Source organism: Streptomyces sp. NPDC048417, from assembly GCF_040651615.1.
GTDB lineage: Bacteria > Actinomycetota > Actinomycetes > Streptomycetales > Streptomycetaceae > Streptomyces.
On the sequence record NZ_JBEZKI010000012.1, the window covers coordinates 74,925 to 94,742 of the forward strand.

A 19,818-nucleotide genomic window follows, 5' to 3' on the forward strand; every position below is an offset into this window, starting at 1 on the left:
GCGGCCTTGTTGCTCTGCTCACAATGTGCCCGGAATCGCCCTTTTCGTGGCGGTGGTCACGTCGCCGACCGGGCATTTTGTCTATGTTCGCAGTTCTGTGTCCCTCCGACCTGAACTGCCGAGGCCCCGCATGCTCAACCGCCCCCTCGCCGTCGTGGCCACGGTGGTGACCCTGCTGGCCGGCGCCGCACCGGCGGCCCTGGCGGCCGGTGCCGCCTCCGGTTCCAGCTCCACGTTCCGTACGGCCGTGCAGGCACCGGCCGAGACACGCGTGACCGCCGCCGTCCTCGACCTTGACGGCAGCGGCCGGGAACCCGTGGTCTACGGCGACGACACGCCGTACGACACCGCGAGCATCGTCAAGGTCGACATTCTCGCCTCGCTGCTGCTCCATGCGCGTGACCACCGGCGCGCCCTCACCACCCGGGAGAGCGCCCTGGCGCAGGTGATGATCCGCGACAGCGACAACGACGCGGCCAACGCCCTGTGGCACTCCATCGGCGGCGCCCCCGGCCTGGCATCGGCGAACAAGCGACTGGGACTGACCTCGACCACGCCCGGTACCGCGGGCCGCTGGGGGCTCACCCGGACCACGGCAGGCGACCAGATACGACTGCTGCGCGCGATCTTCGGCTCCGGCCCCACACCGCTCGACACGGCCTCCCGAAGCCGTATCGGCACCCTGATGACCGAGATCGCCGCCGACCAGCACTGGGGCGTCTCGGCCGCCGCCGACTCCGGATGGGCGCTGAAGAACGGCTGGCTCATGCGCACCACCACCGACCTGTGGGACATCAACAGCGTCGGACGCGTCACGGCCGGCGGTCACCACTACCTCGTCGCGGTCCTCTCCAACGGCAACGCGTCCATGCCGGACGGCGTGCAACTGGTCGAACGAGCCGCCCGTACGGCCGTCACCGCAACGGCGGCACACTGACCCCCTTGGCCCAGCACGCCCCGCCCGCCGCCCGCATTGCCCCTAACGTGCACTAGAGGTGCCCTGACGCGCACCCGAGGTGACGGAGGCCGGCAACGGGAGGCGCGGTGGCGGGTTCGGGCGGACCGGCGGCCGGGCGGGGCCGGGGACGCCCGGCACGGGGCACGAAGCGGGGCGCCGGGTCCGCCCGCGCGGCGTGGATCCCCCAGCGCGCCCGCGATCCGCGTGCCTCCGCCTCCGTCAGCGCGGTCGTCGTCCCCGCTCTGCGGATCGCCGCCGCCTACGCCTGGCGGCTCATCGTGCTCGGCATCGTCGTCTACGGCGTCTTCATCGTCCTGGGCCGCTTCCAGCTGATCGCCGTCGCCCTGTTCCTGGGCCTGGTCGTCACCTCGGTGCTGCGGCCGTTCACCGACCTGCTGAGCCGCCGGCTCCCCCGGCCGCTGTCCGTGGCCGTGAGCCTGGTCGGCAGCATCTGCGTGTTCCTGGGGCTGCTGGCCCTGGTCGGCAACGCGATCGCCCAGGAGTCGGCGACACTGGCCGAGGAGTTCCGCGGCGGCATCCATCGCATCGAGGTCTGGCTCCAGCGCCCGCCCTTCCGGCTCGGCCCCGGCGCCCTGTCGCGTCTCCAGCAGCAGATCGTGAACTACATCCAGGCCCACCGCTCCAACCTGGTCAGCAGGGCGCTCAGCGGCTTCGGCACGCTCGTCGAAGTGGTCGCCGGGGGCGCGCTCGCGCTGTTCTCCTCCGTCTTCTTCCTCAACTCCGGCGAACGGCTGTGGGCCTGGACCAGCCGCGAGCTGCTGCCCGCCGGCGCCCGGAACGCATGGGACCGGGCCGGGCACGCCGCCTGGCGGACGTTCGCCGGGTACACCCGGGGCATCATCATCGTGGCCGCCGCCAACGCCGTACTCGTCGGCATCGCCCTGCTGGTGCTGCGGGTGCCGCTCGCGCTGCCGCTCACCCTGCTGGAGTTCTTCGCCGCGTTCGTCCCGCTGGTCGGCTCACCGGTCGCGCTGGGCGTGGCCACCGTGGTGGCGCTGGCCGGGCGCGGGCCGCTCACCGCCGTGGGCGTCCTCGTCCTCATCGTCGTCATCGGCCAGCTGGAGGGACATGTGCTGCACCCCCTGGTGATGAGCTGGGCGGTGCGCCTGCACCCCCTCGTCGTCGCCGTCTCCGTCATCGCGGGCAGCATCGTCGCGGGGGTGATCGGCGCCGTCGTCGCCGTGCCGTTCATCTCCGTCGTCTGGGCGGTGGTGCGGGCCCTGCGGACCGCGCCGCCCTGACCCGGCTCCAGGGGCTCAGCCGTCCTTGGCGGTGCGGCGGGTGCGCTTGGGGGCACGGCGGGACCGCCCGGACGGTGCGGGAACCCCGGACGGGGCGGCAGGCTCGGACGCCGGGTCCGGGGCCGGGGCCGGAGCGGGTGCGGGTGCGGGGATGCCGTCGTCCCACGCCTCGTGTGCGCCGAACGGGTCGGCGGGCCCCGCCGCGAGCAGCGCCTCGATGTCCAGGCCCGGCTTGGCGCGCGCCTTGACCGCGGCCAGGGCCAGCGTGTCGGCGTCGGACTCCGCGCCGTCGCGCCACAGGACCGTGCCCGGGAGCATCACCAGCGAGGTCGTGCCGGACTCCCCGGCGGCCGGGCGCAGCTGGACCCGGACACCGTGCCGGTAGGCCAGCCTGCCGACCACGAACAGGCCCATGTGCTGGTAGACGCCGGCGTCGCCGGTCGGCGGGTTCGCCAGCTTGTGGTTGATCAGCGCGAAGTCCTCGGGCATCAGACCGATGCCCTGGTCATGGATCTCGATCATGGTCTGGGCGTCGGGCAGCCGGGTCGCCGTGACGCGGACCGTCGAGCGCGGAGAGGAGAACGCGGTGGCGTTCTCCAGAAGCTCCGCCAGCAGATGCACGAGGTCGGTGACGGCCCGGCCGTGGATCTGACTCTCCGGGATGCCCGACAGCTCGATCCGCTCGTACTGCTCCACCTCGGAGGCCGCCGCCCGGATGACGTCGACCAGGGGGAGCGGGTGGTCCCACTGCTGGACGGGCCGCTCGCCGCCGAGCACCAGGAGGTTCTCGCCGTTGCGCCGCACCCGTGTGGCCAGGTGGTCCAGCTTGAACAGGTTGGCCAGCTGCTCGGGGTCGGCCTCGCGCCCCTCCAGATCGGTGATCAGGGCCAGCTGACGCTCGACCAGCGACTGGTTGCGGCTGGAGAGGTTGGTGAAGACCGTGTTGATGTTGCCGCGCAGCAGCGCCTGTTCGGCGGCGAGCCGGACCGCCTCCCGGTGCACGAGGTCGAAGGCCCGGGCCACCTCGCCGATCTCGTCCGTGGTGGTGATCGGGATCGGCGTGACCTTGGTGTCCACCTGGCCGGGCACGGCCTGGGACAGCTGGGTGATCACCGCCGGCAGCCGCTGCTCGGCGATCTCCATCGCCGAGGCGCTCAGCCGGCGCATGCCCCGGCTCATCGAACGGGCCACCCAGGCCGCGAGCAGCAGCGCTGCGAGAACGGCGCCGAGCGCGAGCGAGCCGTTGGTGAGCGCGTCCCGCTTCGCCTCGGCGGCGACGCTCCGGGCGTCGGCGAGCGCCGTGTCGGTGAGGTGGACCTCGATGCCCCGGCAGGCGTCGAAGGCGAGAGTGGACGCGGCGAAGAACGACTCCGGCGTGATGCCCTCGGTGGCCAGCTGCTCGGTCGGCTTCCCGGTGGCGATCTCACTGATCATCTTCGCCAGGTTCGGCGGTGCCACGAACGTCCGCCCGGCCGCCTTGGCCTCCTCGGCCGCCTTCGCGGTCTGCTCCGCACCCTTATTCTCGGCGTCCGCGAACGCCGCCCGCAGCCGGGTCATGTCCTGCGCGGTACCGGCGCCCGCGTACTCCTGGAGCGCCACCTGCTCCAGATAGGCGTACGAGCTGAACGAGCCCAGCTGGGTCGGGAGTTCGCCCTCCGCGAGGGCGGTACGGTCCTCGACCAGCAGATGCGTGCCGATGGAACGGATGAGGGACTCGGCCGCCTGGGTCAGGGAGACGGCGTAGAGGGTGCGTCCGAAGCTCGCCTGGTTGCTGCTGCCGAAGCCCAGTTCGTTGGAGAGCTCCATCAGCGGGTGCTGGACGGCGTGATAGCTCTCCTCGGTCCGCACCCCCGTCAGCCGGCCCGTGAACGCGTCGGCCCGTACCACCGGCAGTTGTCTCTCGCCCGCCCGGACCAGCTCGATCCGCCGGGTGAGGCCCGCGGTCCTGGGCGCGCGGGCCACCGCCCGGTCGAACGCCTCGGCGTCCGCGTCGGTCGCCTTGCGCGCCGCCACCACCGCCGGCGCGTTCCGCTCGCCCTCCAGCAGCGGGATGACCGACACGTCCCGTTCGTTGATCGCGTCACTGGCGTAGGCGTTCGCCGCCTGCACCAACTCCGCCACACGCACCGCGTCGTCGGCGTCCCGCAGGGTGTCGACCGAGTTCTTCACCCGGACACCGCCGAGACCGAGCGCGACCAGCACGGGGATGAGCAGGATGGCCTGGAGGCGTCTTGCGACGCGCCAGTTGCCGGTCAGGTGTCTGAACTTGGGCAAGGTCGATCCACTTCACGACGGCGAGGGTGCGCAGGGCCATCACAGCCCGACGTTCTGTGGCCAAGTTCTAACACCCAGCGATCGGCTCCGACCGGTGTTTTTGGGAAGCGGTTTCCAGCGAAGTGGTACAAAGCTCAATCAAAACCATCGGTGGTCAACGCACGTACCACCGGCGGATCCCCTGCGTTCGGTGGCCCGTACGGCCGGGCTGACAGTCAGCGCTTGCCCCGGATGAAAAGGCGGCGGAGACGGTGGCGTGGATGGTGGTCTGCGCGTGCCGCTCCACCGCCGGGTTGCCGGATTCGCCGTCGGGCCGCACCGGCTCGACGCGCCGAGGAGCCGCCCGTCGGGGTGACGGGGAGGAACTGCTTCGCCGTCATCGGGCCGAACCCGCGCCGGAGTTGGCGCCGAGACCGGACAACAGGCGGTAGCGGTCGGGCCCTTCGACCGTCTGGTTCGTCATGTGGTGGGACGGATCCATGACCGCCGCCGGGGTTGGCCCCCGGACCGGCTGCCGCGCAGCAGCGTCAGCGGGCCTCGTCGTACGCAAGCAAAGGGTGCGGATCCCGACGCTCGCCAAGCCGGGAGCGGCGCTGCTAGCGTCCGAGCCGAGCTAGAACGTTTAAGTACTAGATCGATTAAGTGATGGGAAGGAGCCGCATGTCCACTCCCAGCCTCCAGGACGGCATCGACAAGGCAGGTTCGCCCGTCGCCCTGCTGTGGAGGCCCGGCGCGGAGCCGTGGACGCCCGAGGTGGTGGCCCGCGAGTACACGGGCTGGCGGCAGGAGCAGGCGGCCTGGCACGAGGGTGTCGCGCTGCTCAACCTGTCGCACCACATGTACGACCTGTGGATCGAGGGCCCGGACGCCACCCGGCTGCTGGCCGAGCACGGCGCCAACAACTTCGAGCGGTTCGCGATCGGCCAGGCCAAGCAGTACGTGCCGGTGACCCGCGCCGGTCACATCGTCACCGACGGGATCCTGCTGCGTGAGGACGGGAACCGCTACCTGCTCAGCGGCATCCCCGCCGCACAGCACTGGGTGCGCTACCACGCCGAGCGGGGCGGCTACGACGTCGCCTTCGTCACCGACCCCTCCAGCGCCTTCCGGCCCGGCGGCGGGGACCCGAGGCTCTTCCGCTACCAGATCCAGGGGCCGCTGGCACTGGAGGTGGTGGCACGCGTCTTCGGCGGGCCGCTTCCCGAGACCAGGTTCTTCCACTCCACCCCGGTCACCCTGGCCGGCCGCACCTTCAAGGCGCTGCGCCACGGCATGGCGGGCCAGGCCGGTTTCGAGTTCGTCGGCCCCTGGGAGCACGCGGCCCACGTCCACGAGGCCTTCCTCAAGGCCGGCGAGCCACTCGGGCTGATCCAGGTCGGGGCCCTGGCGTACACCACCCCGAGCGTGGAGAGCGGCTGGATCCCCTCCCCGGTACCGGGCATCTACACCGCCCCCGAGCTGGCGGAATACCGACGGTACCTGCCGCTGTTCGGCATCGAGGGCCGGCGGCCGCTGAGCGGCAGCTGGTTCTCACCCGACATCGAGGACTACTACGTCTCACCCTACGAACTCGGCTACGGCAAGATGATCCACTTCGGCCACGACTTCCTGGGCCGGGACGCCCTGCTGAAGGCGAAGGGCGAGGAACTCCGCAGAAAGGTCACCCTGGTGCTCGACCAGGGCGACGTGCACCGGGTGCTCGGCGACGGCGCCGACCCCGGGTTCGTGCTCAGCTACGCCCGCCACCGGGTGGAGAACGGCTCCGGCCTGGTCGGCGTGACCATGCAGTCCGCCTCCATCGACCCGGTCGGCACCGTGCTGGCCCAGACCCTGATCGACCCCGCGCACGCCACGCCCGGCACCGAGGTGGACATCGTCTGGGGCGAGCACCCCGGCACCGACCCCGGCGCCGACCTGGGCTTCCCGCGCATCCGGGCCACCGTGCAGCCGAGCCCCTTCGACCGGCACGCCCGCACCCGGTACCGCCGCGACGCCTGAGACGGACTCCCGGATGCAACCCCCGCCGCCCGGTGTTCGAAAATCGGGGTTCCACGTTCGGCAAGGAGCACGATGACCACCCTCGACACGGCCTCGGCGGCGCTGAGCACCGCACTGCTGGAGGACTTCTCCCTGGAGATGACCGGCAAGGACGTCCCCCGGCTGGAGGAGGCCCGCGACACCATCCCGCAGGGCACCCGCATCAACGTCACCTTCCTCGGCAACGAGGACCTGCGGATGCGGCTGGACGCGGCCCGCGCGGTCAGGCGGCTCGGCTTCGTGCCCGTGCCGCACCTCTCCGCCCGGCGGCTCGGCTCCCGCGCCGACTTCGAGCAGTTCCTCACCGGCCTGCACACCGACGGCACCTGCGACAACGTCTTCGCCGTCGGCGGCGACCCGGCCCGCCCCGAGGGCCCTTACACGGACTCGCTGTCGCTGATCGAGTCCGGCCTGCTCCAGGAGTACGGCGTACGGCACGTCGGCATCAGCGGCTACCCGGAGGGCCACCCCGCCATACCCGGTGACGTCCTGTGGTCCGTGCTCCGCGACAAGAGCGCCGCACTCGCCGCGCAGGGTCTGGACGGCGGGATCATCACCCAGTTCGGTTTCGACGTCGATCCCGTCCTCGCCTGGATCGAACGGGTCCGTGACGAGGGCATCGCGCTCCCGGTCCGTATCGGTGTCCCCGGCCCGGCCGGCGTACGACGCCTGATGGCCTACGCGGCCCGGTTCGGCATCGGCACCAGCGCGGCCATCGCCAAGAAGTACGGCCTCTCCCTCACCAACCTGATGGGCACCGCGGGCCCGGACAGGTTCCTGCACGCCCTGGCCGAGGGCTACGACCCGGCCCGCCACGGCGAGGTGAAGATCCACTTCTATACGTTCGGCGGGCTGCGGGCCACCTCCGAGTGGATCGCCCGGTTCAGGAAGGACCACCACGGATGAGCCTCGCCCAGGACACCCCGGCCCGCCCCGCCAGGCAGCGGACCGCCAGGTCTCGCTGATCGTCCAGGGCGCCGACGCCACCGTACTCGTCGGCGACGACCCGGTCGGCGCCGCCTGTGCCGCCGCCGAACGGCGTGCCGCCCGCGAGGCCGGCCTGCGGGACTTCGCACCCGGTACGCGGAACGCTGCCCGCCGCCGGGCCCGGCTGGGGAGCCCACGGCGCGCAATCCGAGATGGCGTGATCGTCACTCCGGGGGAGTGGGCGTGTCCGGCGAGCGGTACATCGCCTGCACGTCCAGCTCCAGTTGCACCGTCGGACCCACCACGGCGATGCCACGGGCCAGCATCGACCGCCAGTTGAGGGTGTAGTCCTCGCGGTGCAGCTCCGCCGTGGCGAGCGCGGCGCAGCGCAACTCCTCGCCGTAGCCGCCGTTGACGGTGCCCAGGTACGTGGTGTCCAGCGAGACCGAGCGGCTGACGCCGTGCATCGTGAGGGTACCGACGAGCGTCCACTTGCTGCCGCCCCGGTAGGCGAAGCGCGTGCTGGCGAAGTCGATGTACGGATACCGCTCGACATCCAGGAAGTCCCCGGAACGCAGATGGTTGTCGCGGGTCGTGTTCCCGGTGTTGATGCTCGACGCGTCGATACGCACCCGCACGGTCGACTGGCCCATGTCCGGGGCGACGCTGATCGCGCCGTCGAAACGCTCGAAACGGCCGTGCACATGAGCCATGCCGACATGCTTGGCGATGAACCGGATCGCGGTGTGCGGCGGATCGAAGACCCAGCCACCGGTCGGCGGCAGCGGCAGCTGCCGGGCAGGCTGCAACCGGATCCGTGCGGGCGCCGGACAGTTGTCGGCGACGATCTCGACCGTCTCCCGGTGCGGATCCAGGCCCTCGGCGACGATCAGCAGGCTGTAGCGCCCGGGCGGCAGTACGGCGATGAAGAAACCGAACGGGTCGGTGGTGCCACGCGCCGCCACCTGGTGGGTGTCGAGTGCGGTGACCGTGGCCTCCGCGCCGCCCAGCGGCTGGTCGACGGGGTCCAGGACGGTGCGGGCGATGCCGCCCGCACCAAAGGGGAGGGGCAGGGCGAGTCCCGCCGAACGGGCCGGGGCGTCCTTGGACCACCGGCGCCTGAGCAGCCCGAGGGCCATGCTGTTCACCTTTCGTGTCGCGTGGGTTCCGGGGACGGCTGGGCCGCTGCCCACGATCAGGAGGCCGGCGACGACCTCGGTGTCCACGGAGAACGCTCCGGTGGGGAGGAGGGGACGGACACCGACCGTTCAAGATCATGAAACGGTCCGGGCGGTCGTGGGTGTCTCATTCCGAGACACGCGGGGTGCGGCGGCCCCGACGGGGCATACCGGTCGTTGCTCCTTCAACCGCTCCCGGTACGGTGAGGGGCGCCATGACCACCGCAGAGCATCCCCCCACGGCCGAGCGGCACGCCTCCGACCGCCCCGCCCTCGGCCAACTGCGCCGGGCCCGCGCCCGCTTCCTCGCCGGGCACCCGCTGCCCGAGGACGTGCCGGACGAGGTCGCCGCCGCCTGGCGCCGGGCCCGCTTCTTCGGCGTACGGCACGACTGCGCCGAACCCTTCGCCGCGCAGCCCCCGCCGCCGGCCGACCCCGCGCTGCTGGCGGCGGCCAGGCCGGTGCTGGAGCGCCTGCGCCCGGTCCTCGACCACGAGTACGCGGCGCTCGTCCTCACCGACGCCCGGCCGCGGGTGCTGTGGGCCGCGGGACACGCCCCGCACGACACGCTCCGGCCCGACCTCTCCGAGCAGCGGGTCGGCCCCAACAGCGCGGCCCTGGCCCTGCGCACCGGTGATCGCGCCGAGGTGCACGGGCCCGAGCACTTCCTCGACGCCTGGCAGGAGGTGTCCGCGGTGAGCGTCCCGCTGCGGGCCCCCGGAGACGCCAGACCGGTCGGCACGGTCACCGTGGCGTCGGCCCTGTGCGGCGGCCGCGCACCGCACCCGCAGACGGCGCTGGCCGAGGCGACGGCCGCCGCGGTGGAGGCGGAACTGCGGGCCCACGCGTGCCCGCCGGAGCGGGCCCTGCTGGACGCCTTCCTCGCCGCGTGCGCCGGGCAGGACCGGCCGGTGGTGGCGTTCGGCGGCCACAGCCGGCTGGTGAGCGAGGTGGCGGCCCGGCTGCTGTCGACCCGGGACATCGAGGACCTGGAACGTACCGTGCACGCGGAACTGCGCCGGGACGGGCCCGGCACCCGCCTTCCGTGCGGCGCCGAGGTGACACCCGTCCGGCGTCCGGGATCGGTCGTCGGTGCCGTCGCCGTACTGGAACCCGCCTCCGGCCGCGCATCCGCCGCGCCCGCCGGACGGCCGCCGACCACGCTGGCCGGGCACTCGGTACCGTGGCGGCACGCCACCGAACGCGCGGCCGAACTGGCCGCCACCCGCGCCCCGTTGCTGCTCGTCGGCGAACGGGGCACCGGAAAGACCTCCCTGGCCCGTGAGCTGCTCGGCGAGAGCGCCCCGCTGGTCGTCGACGCGGCCGCGGGAGATCTGCACCAGACTCTGCCCGCCGAACCCCGGGGCCTGGTGCTGCGCCACGCCGAACGCCTGGCACAGCCGGACGTGGCCGCGCTCGTCACCCTCCTCGAAACCCGGCCCGCCACCCGTCTGCTGGTCACCTACACACCGGGTGCGCCGCCCGGCCCGTGTCTCCAACGGTTCCTCGACACCCTGGCCGCCCGCTCGGTCACCCTGCCCGCCCTGCGGGAACGCGCCGAGGACATCAGGGAGTTGCTCACCGCCGTGACCCCGGCGCCCGATCCGGGACAGCCCCCGCTCACCTGGACGCTCGACGCCCGGCGGGCGCTGGAGCGGTACCCGTGGCCGGGCAACGTCACCGAACTCGCCCACGTCGTGCGGTCGCTGGCACGGCGGCGCAGGGCGACCGGGCCCATCCGGCGGGCCGAACTGCCCGATCCCGTACGCGAAGGGCCCGCCGCCCGCCCGCTGAGCCCCATGGAGCACGCCGAGCGCACCGCCATCCTGGAGGCCCTGCGCCGCAACGGTGGCAACAAGGCCCGCACAGCGGCCGACCTGGGCATCGGCCGGGCGACGCTCTACCGGAAGCTGCGGACCTACGGCTCCCCCGCATAGCCGGCCCGCCTCGCCACGGCCCCCACGGCCCGCCGGACGCCCCGCAGCCGGGTGACCGTACTACGGATGTGCATGCCGGCCGTCATCACCGCCGCGCCCGCCCGCTCCGTACGGCCGGCGGACGTCACGAACGGTTCGCCGGCCGTACGGGCGCGGTCAGCGCTTGGTGTAGATGAAGCCGACCTTGTCGAGCTCGTCACCGGAGCGACCGTGGAAGCCGGCGATCTGCCAGCCCGACGGAGCGGTGCGGGTCACGCAGTCCGAGGTCGTCGTACCACCGGCCAGGGTGTTGCCCAGGTTGGTGGTGAACTTGGCGTAGAAGATGCGGGTGGTGTTGTTGTACTTGCCTTCGCACAGGTACGCCGTGGTCACGTACTCGCCGCTGCCCAGCGTCAGAGAGGACGCCGTGCCGCCGGTGCCGCCGTGGGTCAGCGTGGTGCCGTTGCCCAGGGTGATGCCGACCTGGTCGACCCGGGAGCCGGAGCGCAGCGAGATGCCGGTGGCGCGGGCGGCGGCCGGGACACTCGGAAGGTCCTGGTAGTAGTCGCCGTGCGGACCGCCGAACTGGTCGCTGAGCTGGAAGTCCGGGTTCTGCGACCAGGAGAAGCCGACCGTGATCGGATCGTGGTCGGAGAGCATCAGACCGTCGTCGTTGAGGAACTTGGCGTGCTCGTTGTTGTACGAGGTCGCGTTCAGGGTGACCAGCTTGCTGCCGCGGTACAGGACCTTGTCGACGACCTCGCAGGTGTTGGGCACGGTGGCCCCGGTCTGGTCGCAGAGCAGGGTGTCGCTGCCCTTGGCCGGCGCGCTGCCGCCGCGGATCAGGTGGACCCAGGCGTCGGTCAGCCCGTTGTTCGAGGCGAACTCCGCGATGGTGTCGGCGGTGCGGGTGTAGCGGGTGTTGGTGTCACCCATGACCACGACGGCGTTCCCGGCCGAGTGGGTGCTGATGAACGACGTCAGCTGGCTGAGGTTGTCGGCCCGGGAGGCCTCGTCGCCGTCGTTCGTACCCGCGTTGGTGTGCAGGTTGTAGAAGTCGACGTAGACGCCCTCGGCGAGCCGCTCGCGCATGAAGGTGAAGCCCTTGGGGGTCAGGCAGTCACCCGAGTCGATTTGGCAGGAGTTCCAGCCGACACGCTCGAAGTCGTCGCCGTCCCAGGCGTAGTCGGAGACCGTGTTGAGCCCGCTGCCGATACCGGCGCCGCCGCTGGTCGCGGTGCGGTACGGATGGGTGTCCGTCGAGTACAGGTACGCGTGGTAGTTGAAGTCCTCCTGGACGTTGACGATGTCGTACGGTGCGATCCGCCTGCCGATCTCCGTGGTGCTGGTGTCGCGCGGTGTGGATGCGCTCGACAGCGACTCCGGAAGTCCGGCGACGTTGTACGTGAGCACGCTGAACGTGCCCGAGCCGGCCGCCGCGGCCGGAGTGGCCGTCGCCGTGAGCCCGCCGAGGGCGGCAACCGCGGCCGCCAGGCAGGCAACGAGTCTGCGCATGGGGGTGTCTCCTACGGGGAGGTGTGCGCCGAGAGGGTGTGAGCATGCCAAAAAAATGCAACCCAAAACGTAGTGGCAAACGCTTTCCCCGCACCCCTGTCGCGGCCGACCAATTGGGGAATTCCCTATGACGACCAGAAGGTCAACTTCTGTCGGCGGTCCGATCGGCCGCTGACTGTTACTCACTTTCGGGTGAGCGGACCCTGTTTGCCGGATGCCTCGCGGGCCGGAGAGGTGCCACGGGCCCGCTGTCCGCACGGCGGCGGGGCCTCACGGCGGGGCAAATCGGTGCATTCACTTAATAAATGGACAGTACAGTCGAGCGTCATAGCCGCGCGAGAGATCGGTAACGGGCGTGGTGCGCGCCGCGCATGTCCCGCCGCCCGGTTGCAGGGTGTGGCTGCGCGGCCGCCCGGCCGTCGCCCCGCACCACACACCCCCTCGCGAACCGCGGCTTCGCGCCGCACGCGTCGGGGTGTGCCCGAACCCCGTAAAGGGGGACCTCGTGTCCGTATCCGTCTTCGCGACCGCCCGTCGTCTCGGTTCCGTCACCGCCGTGGCGGCCGTCCTGGTGGGCGCGGTGGCCCTGCCCGCCGCGGCCGCCGCCACGCACCCCGCGAATCCGCCCCGCGACGCCGTCGTCATCAGCGCCGTCCAGCACGACCTGCAGGGACGCGCGGTCTTCTCCGGCCGTGCCCTGAACCGGGAGTGGGTGGACGTCACCAACACCGCCCGCCGGGACGTGAACCTGAGCGGCTGGACGCTGTCGGACGCCGACGGTCACAGCTACACCTTCCGTCACTACCGGCTGGCCGGCCGCACCACGGTCCGGGTCCACACCGGGCAGGGCCGGGACACCATGACGGACCTGTACCAGGACCGCCGCCAGTCCGTCTGGAACCACGGCGCCGACACCGCCACCCTGCGCAACGACCACGGGCGCTATGTCGACTCCGCCTCCTGGGGTCTGCACCACCGCCGGGACGCCGACGACCGGCACGCCGTCGGCCACCGGGACGCCGATGACCGGCGCAACGTAGGCCACCGCCGGGACGCCGATGACCGGCGCGCCCTCGGCCACCGGGACGCCGACGACCGGCGCAACGTCGGCCACCGGCACTGACGAGCCCGACGACCGCCGCCGGGTCCCGAACCGGGGCCCGGCGGCGGCCGTTTCGCGGCGTGTTCAGCCGGTGACGGGCCCGTGCACGGTGGAGGTGAAGACGGTCTCGCCGCCCTGCCGGCCGACGACCTGCACGGTCACCGTGCCGTCGCCCCCAGGAGTCACCTCGGTCACGTCCACCCAGCAGGGGCTGTCGAGTTCGACGTATCGGTCGAACGTCGTGGAGGTGCTCGCCGGTATCAGGGCACGGGGTGCCAGCCGGGCGCAGGCGGCCTGGCGGGCACCCTCCAGCAGGACCATGCCGGGCAGATGGTCACCGCCGTGGTCGAACAGGATCGGATGGGCCAGGTCCGGGGTGAGCAGCCACCGGCCGGGCCTGTCCGTGGGCGTCAGCACCACGTCGGCGGGGGAGGTGCGGCCCACGGCGGACGGCGGCATCGGGTCGGCCGCGACCGTCGGGTCCGCCGAAGTCGCCTGTTTTCCCGGCCGGTTGGCCCGCAGCCGCGCGTAGACGGATGGCGTGACGATGGAGTACAGCCCGTTTCCGTGCGCCACCGGCCGACCGTCCCGGCGCAGCGCGAACCCTATGCCCATCCGCCGCGCGGACGCCCTGCCGCGCGGCGCGGTGTCCGGGCACGTCACCTCCAGCTCGAAGTCGGTCGGCCGGGAGCCGATCCGCAGCTGCTCCAGATCGGCGTGGCAACTGAGCGACCACAGGACGAAGTGATGCCCGAGCGGTACGCCGTGCTCGGCGTGCGTCACGAACATGCCGGCCTGCCGAAACGTCTCTGCGGCCTGAAGCGGGTCGTGACTCGAACCGTCGGCACTGTTGAAGAAGGTGTGGGCGCGTGGCCACTGTCCGGTGAGGGAGAACCGCAGCCCGTCGTCCTGCGCGGTACAGCCGCTGAGGAACACCTCGGCCAGGGACGCCCGGTGGACGTACTCCTTGGGGACCGTGGTGGTCAGCCGGGGCAGTGCGGGCAGACCGACTCCGATCTCGCTGGCGGACAGGCTCATCGATAACCCCCCGTCGGAAAGCTCTTCGTTGGCTGAAGCTCTGTTCGACGCCTATAAGATACGGACCTACCGGTTTTCTCGGGTCGGCGGCAAGGTAAAGGATTCGCCAAGCGTGGGGGGACTCCATCCATGCATGACTCCGCTCAGTGGTGGTTTGGCCAAGTATTTTCGCGCTCAATCAAGCCGAAGGCACGGCGAAAAACGGACTAACTGGCAGATGTCGGCGGCCGGTTATCGGTGGTGACGGGGCCGGCTCGCCTACGTCAAAACCTGTGCAGCGGTCTCTTTCGGTCATCTCTCCGGGGAGTTCACCGCCCGCCGGCCCACCCGAGTCGCTCCCGGTCCCGACAGTCACTGCATGATGTTCGAACGGCCCGCGAGAGGGAGACCCGATGGAACCACTGCGCACCCTGCGCCTCGCCGCCGTCAACATCGACGGCGTCCTGCTCAACGACAGCTTCAGCCCCGTCCTGCACCGTCTCGTCCTCAAGTACGGCGGTGCGTACACCCGGGAGCTGGAACAGCGGCTCTTCTCGCAGTCCCGGCTCGCCGCCGCCCGGGTGCTGCTGGAGGAGACCGGCGCCGAGGTGAGCGAGCAGGACGTCATCGCCGACTACTTCGCCGAACGCGAGCACTATCTGCGCGCCCACCCCGTCCACCCCCTCGACGGCGCCGAGGAGCTCCTGCACCGGCTGCGCGCCGCGGGCCTGGACGTCATCTGCTACGGCGGACTCGACGAGGACCACTTCCGCCGCCATCTCGGCGCCTGGGAGCAGCTGTTCACCGCCCCGCACTACATCTGCACCAACGACTTCCGCCCCGGCATCCGGGAGATAGCCGAGGACCACTTCGGCCTCGACCGCCACCGGGTCCTCTTCATCGACGACGTGGCCCGCTTCGCCGCTCACGCCAAGGAGCTGGACGTGCCGTTCGTCGGCCACCCCAGCACCTTCGAGCACGGCTTCCAGCGCGAGCTGATGCGCGAACTCGGCGTCCGGCACCTGGTCGGCAGCCTCGCCGAGATCGACGAACAGCGCCTGCGCACCCTGGACCGGGAGGCCGGGCTCGACACCTTCTGGCATGATGCCGACTCCCTTTCAGCCGACTTCGAGGTGACCAAGTGACCGAAGCCGAAGGAGCCGCACTGGCGGGCCGGGTCGCCCTCATCACCGGTGCCAGCAGCGGTATCGGCGCGGCCGCCGCCCGGGTCTTCGCCCGGCAGGGCGCCACCGTCGTCCTGACCGCCCGCCGCGAGGACAAGCTGCGCGACCTCGCCGACGAGCTGCGCTCCGAGGGTGCCGAGGCGAGCCACCGCACCCTGGACGTCCGCGACGGGGAAGAGGTGCGCCGGACCGTCGAGTTCGCCGTCGAGCGCTACGGCCGTCTCGACGCCGCCTTCAACAACGCCGGCGTCGCACTGCCGAAGACCCCGATGCACCTCATCGACGACGCCGACTACGAGCGGGTCACCGAGACCAACGTGCGGGGCGTGTGGAACTGCCTGCGCCACGAGATCACGGCCATGCTGGAGACCGGGGGCGGCTCGATCGTCAACACCAGCAGCGTGGGCGGCCTGGTCGCCTCCTCGACGGCCGCGCCCTACATCGCCTCCAAGCACGCGGTGATCGGACTGACCAAGGCCGCGGCCGTCGAGTACGCCCCGCACCACATCCGCGTGAACGCCATCGCCCCGGGCCTGACCCGCTCCGAGATGATCGACGACTGGTTCGCCAAATCGCCCGAGAACGAGGCACGGGCCTACCGCTCCGCCCCGCAGGCGCGCGCCGCCGACCCCGAGGAGGTCGCGGAGGCCGCCGCCTGGCTGTGCAGCGACAGAGCGAGCTTCGTCACGGGTGCCACACTTACCGTGGACGGCGGGCGCACCGCCTGGTGAACTGCCCGACGAGTCCCGCGCCGACGCCCCGGCGCCGCCGCGGGACCGGCCGGGAATCGGCTCCGTGCGGCCGAAATACCGACCCCCGATTGGGGTAAGGTACGTCACGTCCGGTTTTGTTTTGACCGAGGAGGGGTCCCATGGCGCGTCAGGAGCGTGCGATTCGGACCCGCCGTGCTGTTGTCGAGGCCGCCGCCGCGGTCTTCGCCGAGCGCGGATACACGGCGGCGACGATCGCCGAGATCCTCGAGCGGGCCGGAGTGACCAAGGGAGCCCTGTACTTCCACTTCGACTCCAAGGAAGCCCTCGCGCGTGGCGTGATCAACGCCCAGATCAGCGAGGACTACTGGGTACCGCGCGAGCTGAAGCTCCAGGAGTGGGTGGACATCGGCATGACGCTGGCCCACCGCATCCCCAAGGAGGTCATCCTGCTCGCCGGTATACGGCTGTCGGCGGACCTCCAGGGGCGTTCGCTGTTCGGCAGTGCCTGGCCGGCCTGGACCGAGGTGGTGACCGAGAAGCTGGTGGAGGCCAAGGAACGCGGTGAGGTGCTGCCGCACGTCACGCCCCAGGAGACCGCGGAGTGCTTCCTCGGGGCCTGGATCGGGACCCAGTTCATGTCCGAGGTCGTCTCCGACTGGACGGATCTCAACGACCGTATCTCCGTCCTCTACAACCATGTACTGCCGGCCATAGCCACTCCCGCGGCCCTGATCCGGCTGGACACCGCGCCCGACCGGGGTGCCCGAGTCGTCGAGGAAGTCGAGCGCCGCCGACAGGAATCGCTGGTGGCCACCGAGGCCTGACCCGCCCCGGACCAAACCACCTTGCCGGTTTGTTAGGTGGGAGCGCCGTGCTCCCGACGATCGGGGAGGGCCGCCGAGGCCCTCCGTCCGCCCTTCGACCGCTGACAAACCTACCAATCATGCTGTTTGCTAGGGTTCTCGAATCGCAATGTTGCAGGCCCAGGGGGAATCGGACCGTCCAATTCCGGATTCTCCCGGATCAACAGGGGGACGCGATGGTCAAGCAGCTCCGGGCGGCCCGAACCCGCCAGGCCCTCGTTCATGCCGCAGCCGAGATCTTCGCGGAGGACGGCTACGCGCTGTCGTCGCTGCCCGCGATCAGTCGGCGGGCCGGAGTGAGCGCCGGAGCGCTGCACTTCCACTTTCCCAGCAAGTACGCCCTCGCGGTCGAGGTGGAGGGCGCGGCCCGGCGGACCATCGAGCACATGGTCGCCGACCGGCGCCCGTCGGCCACCTCCGCACTGCACCTGCTGATCACGGTCACCCGGGAACTGCTGGTCACGGTTGCCACCGATGTCGTCGTACGCGCGGGCTTCAAGCTGAGCGTCGACCCCTCCCGCAAGAACGGCATGGGCTTCGGTTGCTGGTGGCGTACCTGGGTGTGCGAACAACTGGTGCGGGCCCAGCACCAGGGAGAGCTGGCCGAGGGGGTGGCGCCGGATCGGGTGGCCGCGGTGATAGTCGCCGCGACGATCGGGTTCGAGGTGCTCGGCGCGGCGGACCGTGACCGGATCTCACCCCAGCACGTCGAGCAGTTCTGGTCACTGGTGCTTCCCCAACTAGCCGCGCAGGACAGTGAGTTCGCAGGAGCCGCGCTCTCCGACTCCTGACTGCGAGTCAAGAGCCGACAAAGTCACCGGTGTTCGATTTGACAAACCGCCCATGCCGTTTTTGACTCGGGTGCCCGGGACTCGCCTCGGAGCACCCGAATGGCGGACGGGCAGGGGGACGGCGTGGACATCGGCATACTCGGCACGCTCGACGTGCGCGAGATGGGCGTCTCCATCACCCCGACCGCGCCCAAGCCGCGTCAGGTGCTCGCCCTTCTCGCCCTGCACGCCGACCGGGCCGTGACCGTCGCGACGCTCACCGAGGAACTCTGGGGGCAACGGCCACCGCGCAGCGCGCGCCCCACCCTGCAGACGTACGTCATGCACCTGCGCGAACTCATCGCCGGGGCGTCGGCGGGGGCGGGCGGCGGCACGGGCGGACGTTCCGCGAAACAGGTGTTGCGGACCGTACCCGGCGGCTATCTGCTCGACAGCGGTGAAGGCACCAGTGACGTCCGGGAGTTCGAGCGGCTCGCCCGGAGCGGGTACCGGGCGGCGGACGCGGGGGACCATCGCGAGGCCGCCCGGCTGCTGCGTGCGGCGCTCGACCTGTGGACCGGTCCGGCCCTGGCCGACGTCCCCGCCGGAGACTGTCTGCGTGCCGAGATCAGAGGGCTGGAGGAGAGCCGGCTGTGCGCGCTGGACCGGCGCATCGAGGCCGATCTGCGGCTCGGCCGGCACCGCGAGCTGATCGCCGAACTCACCGTGCTGGTCAGCCGGCACCCCACCCACGAGAGTCTGTGCGGCCAGCTCATGCTCGCTCTGCACCGCTCGGGCCGCCGCAGCGAGGCCCTCGCCGCCTACCAGCGACTGCGCACCACCCTCGTACGCGACTTCGGCCTGGAACCCTCGGCCGTGCTGGGCAAGGTGCGCCAGTCCGTCCTGGCGGCCACCGAGGACGACACGCCGGCACCCGAAGCCGCGGGCCCGCTCACCCAGGTCGGCTGACCGCCCGTCCGGCACGCGGCAGCCGGCCGCCGAGCAGCACCGCGCAGGCCCCGGCGCTCAGCAGCCCGCCCGCAAGGAAGACGGCCCGTACCCCGGCCGACGACAGGATCAGTCCGCCGAGCGCGGCACCCGCCGCGATACCGGCGTTGTAGAAGCCGGAGTTGGCCGCGAGAGCCATGTCCGTGCGGCCCGGGGCGCAGTGCAGCATCGCGTTCTGGGCGGCCATGAACACCGGTCCGAGCGCACCGCCCGTCAGGACCAGGAACACCACCGCCGCCACCGGACGGCCGCCGGCCGAGTACAGGCCGAGCATGCCCACTGCCTGCACGCCCACGGCGGTGGCGAGCGCGGACTGCGGGAAGCGGTCGAGGAGCGCCCCGGTGACAGCCACACCGGCCAGACACGCCACCCCGAAGACCACCAGCAGGGAGCTGACCGAGTCCGGCGGGAATCGGCTCACGTCACCCAGGAACGTCACGATGTAGGTGTAGCCCGCGAACGCCCCGGTGGCGGACAGCGTCCCGGCCGCCAGCACCGTGACGAACCGGCGGGTGTCCGGACGGGTTCCGTAGGCGGCGGGTGCCTCTTCCGGACGCGAGGTCGGCAGCAGCACCGCGATCGTCACCAGCGAGACGAGCCCCGGCACCGCCAGCGCCACCACCGGTGTCCGCCAGTCGCTGTGCCGGCCCAGCCAGGTCCCGGCGGGCACACCGAGGACGAGGGCGAGCGAACCGGCGACGGACAGTGCCCCGACGACCCGCCCCCGGACCCGGGGCGCGAACAGACCCACCGCCACCGGTCCCAGTACCGCCCAGAACAGTGCCTGGGCGAGCGCGGTCAGCAGCCTGGCCACGAGGAGTTGCCAGTAGGAGGTCGCCACGGCCGCGGCCGCGCTGGACACGACGAGCGCGGCCAGCAGCCCGGTGAGCGCATGGCGCCGGGGCACGGCCCGGGTGACATGGGCGAGCGGCAGCGAGGCCACGGCCACCGTGACGCCGTAACCGGTGACCAGCAGGCCGACCGCCGGCAGCGACACCCGCAGACCCGCGGAGATCACCTCCAGGAGGCCGACCGGCAGGTTCTCGGCGGTGTTGAAGGTGAAGGCGGCCAGCATCAGGGCGCCGAGCAGCGCC

Annotated in this window: 16 protein-coding genes; 11 read left to right on the top strand and 5 right to left on the bottom strand. The window is 71.6% G+C overall.

Annotation, left to right across the window (positions count from 1 at the left end; translation table 11 throughout):
* Positions 1-130: 130 nt before the first annotated feature.
* Both AB0D59_RS19970 and AB0D59_RS19975 read left to right on the top strand, forming a co-directional pair.
* On the top strand, positions 131-937 hold the full coding sequence (locus AB0D59_RS19970) for a serine hydrolase (protein ID WP_362566752.1): 807 nt from the start codon (positions 131-133) through the stop codon (positions 935-937).
* A 200-nt stretch (positions 938-1,137) separates the two neighbouring features.
* Positions 1,138-2,220 carry an AI-2E family transporter gene (locus tag AB0D59_RS19975; protein ID WP_362567199.1) on the top strand — a complete coding sequence of 361 codons (1,083 nt, stop codon included), beginning with the start codon at positions 1,138-1,140 and terminating at the stop codon, positions 2,218-2,220.
* 15 nt (positions 2,221-2,235) lie between these two features.
* On the opposite strand, the gene AB0D59_RS19980 is transcribed toward AB0D59_RS19975, so the two are convergent.
* Positions 2,236-4,494, bottom strand: a complete 2,259-nt coding sequence (locus AB0D59_RS19980) for a nitrate- and nitrite sensing domain-containing protein (protein ID WP_362566755.1) — start codon at positions 4,492-4,494, stop codon at positions 2,236-2,238.
* Positions 4,495-5,154: 660 nt separating this feature from the next.
* On the opposite strand from AB0D59_RS19980, the gene AB0D59_RS19985 reads away from it, so the two are divergent.
* The gene (locus AB0D59_RS19985) at positions 5,155-6,492 is read left to right on the top strand and encodes an aminomethyl transferase family protein (RefSeq protein WP_362566757.1); all 1,338 of its coding nucleotides are present in this window, start codon (positions 5,155-5,157) and stop codon (positions 6,490-6,492) included.
* A 72-nt stretch (positions 6,493-6,564) separates the two neighbouring features.
* Entirely contained in the window at positions 6,565-7,437 is an 873-nt protein-coding gene (locus tag AB0D59_RS19990; protein WP_362566759.1) for a methylenetetrahydrofolate reductase, read from the top strand.
* A 245-nt stretch (positions 7,438-7,682) separates the two neighbouring features.
* On the opposite strand, the gene AB0D59_RS19995 is transcribed toward AB0D59_RS19990, so the two are convergent.
* Positions 7,683-8,597 carry a YceI family protein gene (locus tag AB0D59_RS19995; protein WP_362567202.1) on the bottom strand — a complete coding sequence of 305 codons (915 nt, stop codon included), beginning with the start codon at positions 8,595-8,597 and terminating at the stop codon, positions 7,683-7,685.
* A gap of 254 nt (positions 8,598-8,851) precedes the next feature.
* Between AB0D59_RS19995 and AB0D59_RS20000 the strand changes: the two genes are divergently transcribed.
* Complete coding sequence (locus AB0D59_RS20000) at positions 8,852-10,573, top strand: helix-turn-helix domain-containing protein (RefSeq protein ID WP_362566762.1); 1,722 nt, start codon at positions 8,852-8,854, stop codon at positions 10,571-10,573.
* 156 nt (positions 10,574-10,729) lie between these two features.
* On the opposite strand, the gene AB0D59_RS20005 is transcribed toward AB0D59_RS20000, so the two are convergent.
* Positions 10,730-12,067, bottom strand: coding sequence for a jacalin-like lectin (locus AB0D59_RS20005; protein ID WP_362566765.1), 1,338 nt, complete (start codon positions 12,065-12,067; stop codon positions 10,730-10,732).
* 556 nt (positions 12,068-12,623) lie between these two features.
* On the opposite strand from AB0D59_RS20005, the gene AB0D59_RS20010 reads away from it, so the two are divergent.
* Positions 12,624-13,190 (top strand): lamin tail domain-containing protein, encoded by a 567-nt coding sequence (locus AB0D59_RS20010; protein ID WP_362567205.1) that lies wholly within the window; start codon positions 12,624-12,626, stop codon positions 13,188-13,190.
* Between the two features lie 63 nt (positions 13,191-13,253).
* Here AB0D59_RS20010 and AB0D59_RS20015 read toward each other — a convergent pair whose 3' ends face one another.
* On the bottom strand, positions 13,254-14,207 hold the full coding sequence (locus AB0D59_RS20015) for a ScbA/BarX family gamma-butyrolactone biosynthesis protein (RefSeq protein WP_362566768.1): 954 nt from the start codon (positions 14,205-14,207) through the stop codon (positions 13,254-13,256).
* Between the two features lie 392 nt (positions 14,208-14,599).
* Between AB0D59_RS20015 and AB0D59_RS20020 the strand changes: the two genes are divergently transcribed.
* The 5 genes from AB0D59_RS20020 (at position 14,600) to AB0D59_RS20040 (ending at position 18,685) form a co-directional block, all read left to right on the top strand.
* A complete protein-coding gene (locus tag AB0D59_RS20020; protein WP_362566770.1) occupies positions 14,600-15,331 on the top strand; it encodes an HAD family phosphatase in 732 nt (243 codons plus the stop codon).
* The gene (locus tag AB0D59_RS20025; protein ID WP_362566773.1) at positions 15,328-16,101 is read left to right on the top strand and encodes a glucose 1-dehydrogenase; all 774 of its coding nucleotides are present in this window, start codon (positions 15,328-15,330) and stop codon (positions 16,099-16,101) included. The genes AB0D59_RS20020 and AB0D59_RS20025 overlap by 4 nt, the downstream gene beginning before the upstream one ends.
* Positions 16,102-16,241: 140 nt before the next feature.
* On the top strand, positions 16,242-16,907 hold the full coding sequence (locus AB0D59_RS20030; RefSeq protein WP_362566776.1) for a ScbR family autoregulator-binding transcription factor: 666 nt from the start codon (positions 16,242-16,244) through the stop codon (positions 16,905-16,907).
* A gap of 215 nt (positions 16,908-17,122) precedes the next feature.
* Complete coding sequence (locus AB0D59_RS20035; protein ID WP_362566779.1) at positions 17,123-17,737, top strand: ScbR family autoregulator-binding transcription factor; 615 nt, start codon at positions 17,123-17,125, stop codon at positions 17,735-17,737.
* A gap of 123 nt (positions 17,738-17,860) precedes the next feature.
* Entirely contained in the window at positions 17,861-18,685 is an 825-nt protein-coding gene (locus AB0D59_RS20040; RefSeq protein ID WP_362567207.1) for an AfsR/SARP family transcriptional regulator, read from the top strand.
* Here the strand turns inward: AB0D59_RS20040 and AB0D59_RS20045 are convergent.
* Complete coding sequence (locus AB0D59_RS20045) at positions 18,669-19,799, bottom strand: MFS transporter (RefSeq protein WP_362567210.1); 1,131 nt, start codon at positions 19,797-19,799, stop codon at positions 18,669-18,671. The genes AB0D59_RS20040 and AB0D59_RS20045 overlap by 17 nt on opposite strands.
* Positions 19,800-19,818 lie beyond the last annotated feature (19 nt).